The sequence below is a fragment of the Streptomyces sp. NPDC014861 genome, from assembly GCF_043081625.1.
Classification (GTDB): domain Bacteria; phylum Actinomycetota; class Actinomycetes; order Streptomycetales; family Streptomycetaceae; genus Streptomyces.
Map to the genome: position 1 here is coordinate 191,091 of NZ_JBIBWV010000004.1, position 11,063 is coordinate 202,153.

The window sequence follows — 11,063 nt, forward strand, 5'->3', positions numbered from 1 at the left end:
ACCGTGAGATGAGAACAGCTCGCGGCGGGGCGGACCGAAACGCGCGCCGCCCCCGGCGTCCCGGGAGGGACGGCGGGGGCGGCGCGGTGGAGGCGGGTCCGGCCGGGGCGGGGCAGGCCGGCCGGGGCGGGGCAGGTCAGCCGGTGGGGGTCGGGCTCGCGGTGGTCGAGGCGGACGCGGAGCCGGAGGCGGTCGGCGACGGGTCGGTCGTCGGCGCCGTGCTCGGGTCCGTGGTCGGGTCCGGGGTGGCGGGCGGCGTGGTGGGGGCCGGGGCGGTGACGGTGAGCTTCAGCTTCACCGTGCCGCCGCCGGGCGCGGTGAGCCAGAGGACGTAGTCGCCGCCCTTCGCGCCCGCCACCAGGTCCTTGATCGACAGCCGGCCCTGGGCGTCGGTCTTCAGGACCTTGGTGCGGACGGGGTTGCCCGCGGCGTCCTTGCCGAAGGAGGGGCCGTCGGCGCTCTGCTGCGTGGAGTCGGCGGAGTCGGTGACGACCGCGGTGACGCTGACGCCGGCGGCGAGCGTGGCGCCGCGGCGGGCCTCGACCGTGACCGGCGCGTAGCCGGCGCCGGTCTCGGCGGTCAGGGCGGTGTCGCCGACGCGGGCGAGGGCGTCGGCCTTGCGGACCTCGACGGTCGCCTTCAGTTCGGCGGCCGGCAGGGAGCGGCCCGGGACCGTGGCGCGGATGGTGAAGGGCTCCGCCTTCTCGCCTGCGCGGAGGGCGGGGGCCTTGGCGACGCCCTTGGCGTCCGAGGTGACGGTGACCGTGGTGGCGCCGGCGGGGAAGCGGGCGTCGGTGGTGCCGGGGAGCGCGAAGCGGACGCTGACGCCGGCGACCGGACGGCCCGAGGCGTCCACGGCGGTGACCGTGGCGGCTTCGGCGAAGGGACTCTCGGTGACCGCGGTCAGCACCGCCGTACCGGCCCTGAGGTGGGCGACCCTGACGGTCGCGGGGACCTCGACGGGCTTGGCCGGCGGCCGGGTCGTCGGATCCGTGGTCGGCGGCTTCGTCGGATCGGCCGGCTTCGACGGCTTCGTCGGCTTCGCCGGATCGCTCGGCTTCGGCGGCTGGGTCGGGCGCGGCTCGGCGGGCTTCTGCGTCGGCCTGTCCGCCGGCGGAGTGATGCCGGGGGCCGGCGGGTTCGGCGAGGCGGGCGTCGTCGGGCGGGTCGTCTCCGACGGAAGGGGCCGGTCGTCGCTGCGGTCGACCGGGAGCACCCCGGTGCCGTCCGGGACGGTGTGGGCGCCGCGCCCGTAGTACTCGAACCAGGAGAGGACGGTGGTCAGGTACTCCGTGGAGCGGTTGTAGCTGAGGACCGCCCGGTCGAGGTCGGCCTTGATGGCGAGGTTCCGGCCCCCGGCGCACAGGTACATGCCCGCCGCCTGCGCGGCGTCGTAGATGTTGTTGGGGTCCTTCTTCCCGTCGCCGTTGGCGTCCTGGCCCCAGACGGCCCAGGTGGACGGGATGAACTGCATGGGGCCGACGGCGCGGTCGTGGGTGGTGTCGCCGTCGAAGGCGCCGCCGTCGGTGTCCGTGATCCGGGCGAAGCCGACGCCGTTCAGGGCGGGGCCGAGGATCGGGGAGAAGGTGGTGCCGTTGCCGTCGACGCGGCCTCCGCGGGCCTGACCGGACTCGACCTTGCCTATGCCGGCGAGGAGTTGCCAGGGCAGGTTGCAGGAGGGGTCGGTGGCGCGGACCGACGCCTCGGCGCGGCGGTAGGCGGCGAGGACGGTCGCGGGTATGCCGGCCTCGGCGGGGCCGGTGACGACCGGGACCTGCGGAGCGGTGGGCACGCCGGCCGGGTTCGGCGGCTTCAGCGGCGGCAGGTCGAGGAAGTACGGCGAGTTGCCGGTCGCCGAACCGCCGTCCGCACCGCCGTTCGGGGATGTGGCGTCGCCGGCGCCGACGGCGTGGTCGCCGTTGAGGCCGTCGGCCGGTGGCGCGATCGCGCCCGGACCCTGCGAGGCGGCCAGCGCCGCGACCGCGGCGGCGACGATCGCTCCGCTCGTGGCGCCCCTGCGCAGACGGCGGCCGAACTGCTCTGCCATACCGTGCTCCCCTCCCCAGTCGACTGCGGCCGCACGCTCCCCGCGCATGGCCTCAGGCGACCCTATGCGATGTCCGTATCACGGAACACCAGGGCCTGACCGAGTTTCACGCTTTCGTCACCCCTCGGACGCCCGGCGGCCGGACACGGAAGTCCGCGCTCCGGGTTCCGGGCCGTACCGGGAACCGTCGCACCGGTGTGCGGCCTCTAGATCATGCGGGCCGATCATCCGTACGACCAGGAGGTTCCTCCGGTGCCCTTCACCCTGAGCCACGCCGCCGCCGTCCTGCCGGGACTGCGGCGGGACGGGACGGCGCGCGGACCGCTGGTCGCCTCCGCCCTGGTCGCCGGCAGCTTCTCCCCGGACCTCACCTACTTCGCGGCGACGGTGGTGCCGGAGGCGATGGCGTTCGGGGACGTGACCCACTCCCCCGTCGGGCTCGTCACCGTCGACGTGGCCATCGCCGCCGCCCTGGTGGGCCTCTGGCTGACGGTCCGTGAGCCGCTGGCGGGGCTGCTGCCGGAGCGGTGGCGCGGGCGGGTGTACGCGGTGGTGCGCGGCCGGCCGTGGCGGGAGCGGCGGCCGGCCGGGCTCGCGGTCTGGTTCGTCGTGTCGGCGGCACTCGGCGCGACCACCCATGTCGTCTGGGACGCCTTCACCCACATCGACCGCTGGGGGACGCGGAAGCTGCCGTTCCTGGCGGAGATCGTGGCCGGGTTCCCCGTCTACCAGTACGCGCAGTACGGGGGTTCGGCGCTGGCGCTGGGCCTGCTCGGCTGGTTCGCCGCCCGGGCGGTGCGGGCGGTGCCGGCCGGGACCCGGACGCCCGCGGCGGTGCGGGTGCCGGGCCGGCGCGGGCGGCGGGCCGCGCTGCTGCTGATCGGGGGCTGCGTCCTGGCGGGCATCGCGCACCGGGTGCTGCGCTGGGCGGCGTACTGGGGCTGGGACCGCGTCGAGAACCCGCTCGACATCGTCCCGACCGCCTGTTTCGGCGCGGGCGCGGGGCTCTTCGCGGGACTCCTGCTGTACGGGGCGGCGGCCCGGCTGCGGGCGCGGGGAGCGGCACCGTCCTCCGGTCCCGGCCCCGGTCCCGATCCTGGTCCCGGCCCCGGTCCTGGTCCTGGTCCCGAAGGGGCCGGGGAGGGAGCCGCGGGCGGGCGGACGGAGCGTGCCCGTCCCGGCGTGCGCTGATCCGCTCCGCCCGGGCGGAGCCGTCGGCGCGCTCGCGCTCCACCCGGCGCACACGCCGGTGGCCGCACCCCGCGAGGGGGTGCGGCCACCGGTGGGGCGGGGTGGGTCAGTGCGCGGCGGAGTCCCAGTCCGGGCCGACGCCGACGGAGACGTCGAGCGGGGCGCGGAGCTCGGCGGCGGCCGACATCCGCTCGCGGACCAGGGCCTCGACCCGCTCGCGCTCGCCGGGGGCGACCTCCAGGACGATTTCGTCGTGGACCTGGAGGAGCATCCGGGAGGCGAGGCCGGCCTCGCCGAGGGCCTGGTCGACCTTGAGCATGGCGACCTTGACGATGTCGGCGGCGGTGCCCTGGATCGGGGCGTTGAGCGCCATCCGCTCGGCGGCCTCGCGGCGCTGGCGGTTGTCGCTGTTGAGGTCGGGGAGGTAGCGGCGGCGGCCGAGCATGGTCTCGGTGTAGCCGGTGGCGCGGGCCTCGTCGACGACCCGGCGCAGGTAGTCGCGGACGCCGCCGAAGCGCTCGAAGTAGGTGTCCATCAGGCCGCGGGCCTCGCCGGGGTCGATGTTCAGCTGCTGCGAGAGGCCGAAGGCGGAGAGGCCGTAGGCGAGGCCGTACGACATGGCCTTGATCTTGCGGCGCATCTCGGCGTCCACGGCGGACCGCTCGACGCCGAAGACCTGGGAGGCGACGGTGGTGTGCAGGTCCTCGCCGGAGGTGAACGCCTCGATCAGGCCCTCGTCCTCGGAGAGGTGCGCCATGACGCGCAGCTCGATCTGGCTGTAGTCGGCGGTCATGAGGGACTCGAAGCCCTCGCCGACGACGAAGCCGTGCCGGATGGCGCGGCCCTCGTCCGTCCGCACCGGCACGTTCTGCAGGTTGGGGTCGGTGGAGGAGAGGCGGCCGGTGGCGGCGACGGTCTGGCTGAAGGTGGTGTGGATCCGGCCGTCGGCGGCGATCGTCTTGATCAGGCCCTCGACGGTGGAGCGGAGCCGGGCCTGCTCGCGGTGGCGGAGCATGATGACCGGCAGCTCGTGCTCGGTCTGGCCGGCCAGCCAGGCGAGCGCGTCGGCGTCGGTGGTGTAGCCGGTCTTGGTCTTCTTGGTCTTCGGGAGGTTGAGCTCGCCGAAGAAGACCTCCTGGAGCTGCTTGGGCGAGCCGAGGTTGAACTCGTGGCCGACGGAGGCGTGGGCCTCCTTGACGGCCTGCTGGACGGCCCCGGCGAACTGCTGCTCCATCGCCTCCAGGTGGTCGCGGTCGGCGGCGATGCCGTGCCGCTCCAGGCGGGCGAGGAGGACGGAGGTGGGCAGTTCCACCTCGTGGAGCAGCTCGCGGGCGCCGACCTCGTCGAGCTTGGACTCGAAGGCGGTGCCCAGGTCGAGGACGGCGCGGGCCTGGGTCATCAGGGCCTCGGCCTCGGCATGGTCCTCGGCGCCGAAGGCGAGCTGGCCCTCGGAGGCGGCGGCGGGGGCGAGCTCGCGGCCGAGGTACTCCAGGGAGAGGGCGTCCAGGGCGAAGGAGCGGCGGCCGGGCTTGACCAGGTAGGCGGCGAGCGCGGTGTCCATGGTGACGCCGGCGACGCTCCAGCCGTGCTCGGGGAAGACCCGCAGGGCGCCCTTGGCGTTGTGCAGGACCTTGGGGCGGGCCGGGTCGGAGATCCAGGCGGCCCAGGCCCGCTCGTCGGCCTCGTCCAGCTCGCTGGGGTCGAACCAGGCGGCCTCGCCGCCGGCGGCGGCCAGGGCGACCTCGGAGACGCTGCCGGTGCCCAGCGCCCAGCTGTCGACGGTGGCGACGCCGAGGGGCTGCTCGCCGTGGGCGGCGAGCCAGGGGGCGAGCTCGCCGGAGCCGAGGACGGTGGAGTCGAGCTCGACGCCGGGTGCGGGGGCCGGGGCGGTCTCCTCGGCGGAGCCGGGGTCGACGGCGAGGAGGCGCTCGCGCAGCGAGGGGTTGCGGATCTCCAGGGTGTCGAGGACGAGGGCGACGGCCTTGCGGTCGTACGGCTCGCGGGCGAGGTCGGCGACGGTCCTCGGCAGCTCGACGTCCCGGACCATCTCGGTGAGGACGCGGTTGAGCTTGACGGACTCCAGGTGGTCCCGGAAGTTCTGCCCGGCCTTGCCCTTGACCTCCTCGGCGCGCTCGACCAGCTCGGCGAAGGAGCCGAACTGGTTGATCCACTTGGCGGCGGTCTTCTCGCCGACGCCCGGGATGCCCGGCAGGTTGTCCGACGGGTCGCCGCGCAGGGCGGCGAAGTCGGGGTACTGGGAGGGGGTGAGGCCGTACTTCTCCTGGACCTTCTCCGGGGTGAAGCGGGTCAGCTCGGAGACGCCCTTGGTGGGGTAGAGCACGGTGGTGTGGTCGGAGACCAGCTGGAAGGAGTCCCGGTCGCCGGTGACGATGAGGACCTCGAAGCCGGCGGCCTCGGCCTGGGTGGCGAGGGTGGCGATGATGTCGTCGGCCTCGAAGCCGTCGACGGCGAACCGCGGCGCGTTCATCGCGTCGAGGAGTTCGCCGATCAGCTCGACCTGGCCCTTGAACTCGTCGGGGGTCTTGGAGCGGTTCGCCTTGTACTCGGGGAACTCCTGCGAGCGCCACGTCTTGCGGGACACGTCGAAGGCGACGGCGAAGTGCGTGGGCGCCTCGTCGCGCAGGGTGTTCGCCAGCATCGACGCGAAGCCGTAGATCGCGTTCGTCGGCTGCCCGGTCGCGGTGGTGAAGTTCTCCGCGGGCAGCGCGAAGAACGCCCGGTACGCGAGCGAGTGCCCGTCCATGAGGAGCAGGCGGGGGCGGGTGTCTGCGGGGTTCTTCGATGCTGTCTCGGCCACGGGACGATCCTGCCACGGACCACCGACAATCCCGTCCACAGCGAACGGGGTGCCGGGTTGTCGGCGCCGCGTGACAGGATCGGAGACGTACGCCACAGGTCGATCGCTCAAGGGAGAGCGCGATGGTCAGCAAGCCGCCGGCGGGCGACCCGGTCCAGGACGCACCGCAGGTCACGTCGCCGCAGCACGCCGCGGCGGGCCTGCCCGCCATCGGGCACACCCTGCGGATCGCGCAGGAGCAGATGGGCACCCTGCGGACGGCCCGGACCCTGCTCAAGGTCAATCAGAAGGACGGCTTCGACTGTCCGGGCTGCGCCTGGCCCGAGGGCGACAAGCGGCACCTGGCCGAGTTCTGCGAGAACGGCGCGAAGGCGGTCGCCGAGGAGGCGACGCTGCGCCGGGTGACCCCGGCGTTCTTCGCCGCGCACCCGGTGGCGGAGCTGGCGGAGCGCAGCGGCTACTGGCTGGGGCAGCAGGGCCGGATCACCGAGCCCGTGTACCTGCCGGAGGGCGGCGACCGCTACGAGCCGGTGAGCTGGGAGCGGGCCTTCGCGGTGATCGCGGAGGAGCTGACCGCGCTCTCCTCCCCCGACGAGGCCCTCTTCTACACCTCGGGCCGGACCAGCAACGAGGCCGCGTTCCTGCTCCAGCTCTTCGCGCGCGAGTTCGGCACCAACAACCTGCCGGACTGCTCCAACATGTGCCACGAGTCCTCGGGCTCGGCGCTGACCGAGACGATCGGCATCGGCAAGGGCAGCGTCTCCCTGGAGGACCTGCACCGGGCGGACCTGATCATCGTGGCCGGGCAGAACCCGGGCACCAACCATCCGCGGATGCTGTCGGCGCTGGAGAAGGCGAAGGCGGCCGGGGCGCGGATCATCTCGGTGAACCCGCTGCCGGAGGCGGGCCTGGAGCGGTTCAAGAACCCGCAGACCCCGCAGGGCATGCTCCGGGGGGCGGCGCTCACCGATCTCTTCCTCCAGATCCGGATCGGCGGCGACCAGGCCCTCTTCCGGCTCCTCAACAAGCTGGTCCTGGAGGCGCCCGGCGCGGTCGACGAGGAGTTCGTACGGGAGCACACCCACGGCTTCGAGGAGTTCGCGGCGGCGGCCGGGGAGGCCGACTGGGCGGAGACCCTCGCCGCGACGGGGCTGTCCCGCGAGGAGATCGAGCGGGCCCTGGGGATGGTGCTGGCCTCGGAGCGGACGATCGTCTGCTGGGCGATGGGCCTGACCCAGCACAAGCACTCCGTGCCGACCATCCGCGAGGTGGTCAACCTGCTGCTGCTCCGGGGGAACATCGGACGGCCCGGCGCGGGCGTCTGCCCGGTCCGCGGGCATTCGAACGTGCAGGGCGACCGGACGATGGGCATCTTCGAGCGCCCGGCGCCGGCCTTCCTCGACGCGCTGGACAAGGAGTTCGGGATCGTCTCGCCGCGCCACCACGGCTTCGACGTGGTGCGGTCCATCGAGGCGCTGCGGGACGGCGAGGCGAAGGTCTTCTTCGCGATGGGCGGGAACTTCGTCGGCGCGACCCCGGACACCGAGGTCACCGAGGCGGCGATGCGCAACGCCCGGCTGACCGTGCACGTGTCGACGAAGCTGAACCGCTCGCACGCGGTGACCGGCCGGCGGGCGCTGATCCTGCCGACGCTGGGGCGGACCGACAAGGACGTGCAGAGGAGCGGGCGCCAGTTCGTGACGGTCGAGGACTCGATGGGCCTGGTGCACGCCTCGCGCGGCAATCTGCCGCCGGCGAGCCCGCACCTGCTCTCCGAGCCGGCGATCGTGGCGCGGATGGCGCGGGCGGTGCTCGGCAGCGGGTCGGCGACGCCGTGGGAGGCGTTCGAGGCGGACTACGCGGCGGTGCGGGACCGGATCGCGCGCGTGGTGCCCGGCTTCCAGGACTTCAACGCGCGCCTGGCGGCCGACCCGGGCGGTTTCGCGCTGCCGCACGCGCCGCGGGACGAGCGGCGCTTCCCGACGAGGACCGGCAAGGCCAATTTCACGGCGGCGCCGGTGGAGTACCCGAGGGTGCCGGAGGGGCGGCTGCTCCTGCAGACGCTCCGCTCGCACGATCAGTACAACACCACGATCTACGGTCTGGACGACCGCTACCGAGGGATCAGGGGCGGTCGCCGGGTGGTGCTGGTGCACCCCTCGGACGCGGCGGCGCTCGGGTTCGAGGACGGGGCGTACGCGGATCTGGTGAGCGAGTGGACGGACGGCGTCGAGCGGCGGGCGCCCGGCTTCCGGGTGGTGCACTACCCGACGGCCCGGGGCTGCGCGGCGGCGTACTACCCGGAGACGAACGTGCTGGTGCCGCTGGGGTCGACGGCCGACATCAGCAACACCCCCGCGAGCAAGTCCGTCGTCGTGCGTCTGGAAGAATCACCGCGACCGTCCGCCTAAGCGCTTGCTCAGCCGGTGGGAGGACGGGAAGGATCAGCCGTACGACGACGAACGGAGCCGGGTCATGGGTGAGCAGCAGCACGTGAAGTTCCCGCAGGAGGTCATCGACGAGTACGCAGCGCTCGGCGTGGATCTGCCGGCGCTGTTCTCGGCGGGGCACCTGGGCAACCGGATGGGCGTCCAGATCCTGGAGGCGTCGGCGGAGAAGGTCGTCGGCACCATGCCGGTGGAGGGGAACACCCAGCCGTACGGGCTGCTGCACGGCGGCGCCTCGGCGGTGCTCGCGGAGACCCTCGGCTCGGTGGGCTCGATGCTGCACGGCGGCTCGTCGAAGATCGCGGTCGGCGTGGACCTGAACTGCACCCATCACCGTGGGGCACGGAGCGGTCTGGTGACCGGCGTGGCGACCCCGGTGCACCGCGGCCGGTCCACGGCGACGTACGAGATCGTCATCAGCGACGAGGAGGGCCGCCGGGTCTGCTCCGCCCGCCTGACGTGCATGCTGCGGGAGATCGGCCCGGGGGACGCGGGGAACCTGCCGGAGCAGGCGAGGCTCAACGGCGCCTGATCCGGGGCCGGTCGGCCGGTTTCGCGAGGGGGCGGTACGCGGAGGCGTACCGCCCCCTCGGCGTTCCCGGGAACGGGCTCCGCGGCGGGGCCGGGCCGCCGTCGCGCGGCCGGTCACCGTCCGCACTCCGAACTCCCGTCCCCGCATGTCGTTTTCACGCCAGCACCTCCCAACCCCCGGGCCTCGGAGGTACGTTCGAAAGTGGTGGGTTCCGGCCGACTCCGAGGGTCCGGGGAGGGCCTCCGCCCACCCGGCCGGCAAGCCGTTTTCGTCACACTCCGTGATCAAGGGGGGAGATGTCCGGACGGAGGCCGAAGCTTGACATCCGTCCGCTCAGTTCGGGCGCCGCGTCCGATATCCGGAGAGTCGGCGAAGTTTCCGGTCAGTACCAAGATTCCCTCAAGCCCCTTAGCGGAACTGGGCGTTCTCACGATGTGAACACCGTGTTACAGGCCGCTATGCCCTGATTTACCCGGACCTCTCAGCCCCCGCCGAGCCGTCGGCATAACAAGACAGTCACATCCTTCCCTCGCCGCTCCCCGACCCTCCCCACCTGCGCTTAGAGTCACCGCCAGTCACCGCGCCACTGGGCGCGACCTACTGCACGGCCTCGTACCGGCACTCAGTACGGCCCGGCAATCACCAACGGCACCTCTTGCTCCGCAGCTCCACGGCACCGCCTCGGCAGAGGGGGCCGCGCCAGGGAAAGGACCCTTCGTGCGAAACCGTTCGTTGCTCATACTCACCACCGCGGTCACCGCGGGAGCACTCACTCTCACCGCCTGCGGTTCGCGCGACGACAAGGGCGGCAACGGTGGCTCCGGCAACGGCGACGGCGTGACCGTCACCATCGGTCTGGACGCCCCGCTCACCGGTGAGCTCTCCGCCCTCGGCCTCGGCATCAAGAACTCGGCCGACCTCGCGGTCAACACGGCCAACAAGAAGAAGTACGTCGAGGGCGTGACCTTCAAGCTGGTCTCCCTGGACGACCAGGCCCAGCCCTCGGCCGGCCAGCAGAACGCCACCAAGCTGGTCGCCGACAAGACCGTCCTCGGCGTGGTCGGCCCGCTGAACTCCGGCGTCGCAGAGTCGATGCAGAAGGTCTTCGACGACGCCAAGCTGGTGCAGGTCTCCCCGGCCAACACCAACCCGGCGCTCTCCCAGGGCCCGAACTGGGCCTCCGGCGACAAGAAGCGCGGCTACAAGTCGTACTTCCGCACCGCCACCACCGACGCCATCCAGGGCCCGTTCGCGGCCCAGTACGTCTTCAATGACGCCAAGAAGACCAAGGCGTTCATCATCGACGACAAGAAGACCTACGGCGCCGGCCTCGCGGGCACCTTCAAGGGCGAGTGGGAGAAGCTCGGCGGCAAGGTCGTCGGCACCCAGCACATCGACCCCGAGACCAAGGACTTCTCCGCGGTCGCCACCCAGGTCAAGAGCTCCGGCGCGGACGTCGTCTACTACGGTGGCGAGTACCCGGCCGCCGGCCCGCTGGCCAAGCAGATCAAGGAGGCCGGCGCCAAGGTCACCGTCGTCGGCGGTGACGCGCTCTTCTCCCCCGAGTACGTCAAGCTGGCGGGTGCCACCGCGGCCGAGGGCGACATCGCCACCTCCGTCGGCGCCCCGATCGAGACCCTCGCCTCCGCCAAGGAGTTCCTGGCCAACTACAAGGCCGCGAACTACAAGGAGGCCTTCGAGGCCTACGGCGGCTACTCCTACGACTCGACCTGGTCGATCATCGAGGCCGTCAAGAAGGTCGTCGACGGCAACGGCGGCAAGCTCCCCGAGGACGCCCGCGGCAAGGTCGTCGAGGCCCTGCAGGGTGTCTCCTTCGAGGGCGTGACCGGCTCCGTCGCCTTCGACGAGTTCGGTGACACCACCAACAAGCAGCTGACCGCCTACCAGGTCAAGGGCGGCGCCTTCGCCCCGGTCAAGTCCGGCACCTTCGGCGAGTGACCGAGCACTCCGGCAGCTGAACCCTCAGCTCCACCCCACTCAGCACCACCTTTCACCGCGCGGGGGGCC

Annotated in this window: 6 protein-coding genes; 4 read left to right on the top strand and 2 right to left on the bottom strand. The window is 72.8% G+C overall.

What is annotated here, in order from left to right:
• Positions 1-136: 136 nt before the first annotated feature.
• Positions 137-2,047: a lytic transglycosylase gene (locus ACF1BN_RS10395; RefSeq protein ID WP_392331178.1), complete on the bottom strand. Its 1,911-nt coding sequence runs from the start codon at positions 2,045-2,047 to the stop codon at positions 137-139.
• A 252-nt stretch (positions 2,048-2,299) separates the two neighbouring features.
• Between ACF1BN_RS10395 and ACF1BN_RS10400 the strand changes: the two genes are divergently transcribed.
• Positions 2,300-3,238, top strand: coding sequence for a DUF4184 family protein (locus ACF1BN_RS10400; protein ID WP_392331179.1), 939 nt, complete (start codon positions 2,300-2,302; stop codon positions 3,236-3,238).
• A 106-nt stretch (positions 3,239-3,344) separates the two neighbouring features.
• On the opposite strand, the gene polA is transcribed toward ACF1BN_RS10400, so the two are convergent.
• The gene (gene polA / locus ACF1BN_RS10405; RefSeq protein ID WP_392331180.1) at positions 3,345-6,056 is read right to left on the bottom strand and encodes a DNA polymerase I; all 2,712 of its coding nucleotides are present in this window, start codon (positions 6,054-6,056) and stop codon (positions 3,345-3,347) included.
• Between the two features lie 122 nt (positions 6,057-6,178).
• Here polA and ACF1BN_RS10410 point away from each other — a divergent pair, with 122 nt between their 5' ends.
• From ACF1BN_RS10410 to ACF1BN_RS10420, 3 genes are all read left to right on the top strand, one after another.
• Positions 6,179-8,467, top strand: coding sequence for an FdhF/YdeP family oxidoreductase (locus tag ACF1BN_RS10410; RefSeq protein ID WP_392331181.1), 2,289 nt, complete (start codon positions 6,179-6,181; stop codon positions 8,465-8,467).
• A gap of 64 nt (positions 8,468-8,531) precedes the next feature.
• Positions 8,532-9,035, top strand: a complete 504-nt coding sequence (locus ACF1BN_RS10415; protein WP_392331182.1) for a PaaI family thioesterase — start codon at positions 8,532-8,534, stop codon at positions 9,033-9,035.
• A 717-nt stretch (positions 9,036-9,752) separates the two neighbouring features.
• On the top strand, positions 9,753-10,994 hold the full coding sequence (locus ACF1BN_RS10420) for a branched-chain amino acid ABC transporter substrate-binding protein (protein WP_392331183.1): 1,242 nt from the start codon (positions 9,753-9,755) through the stop codon (positions 10,992-10,994).
• Positions 10,995-11,063: the final 69 nt, after the last annotated feature.

Bases quoted from the DNA above. Each gene is read 5' to 3' on its own strand.
- ACF1BN_RS10395 (WP_392331178.1), bottom strand. From the start codon at position 2,047: ATGGCAGAGCAGTTCGGCCGCCGTCTGCGCAGGGGCGCCACGAGCGGA.
- ACF1BN_RS10410 (WP_392331181.1), top strand. From the start codon at position 6,179: ATGGTCAGCAAGCCGCCGGCGGGCGACCCGGTCCAGGACGCACCGCAG.
- ACF1BN_RS10415 (WP_392331182.1), top strand. From the start codon at position 8,532: ATGGGTGAGCAGCAGCACGTGAAGTTCCCGCAGGAGGTCATCGACGAG.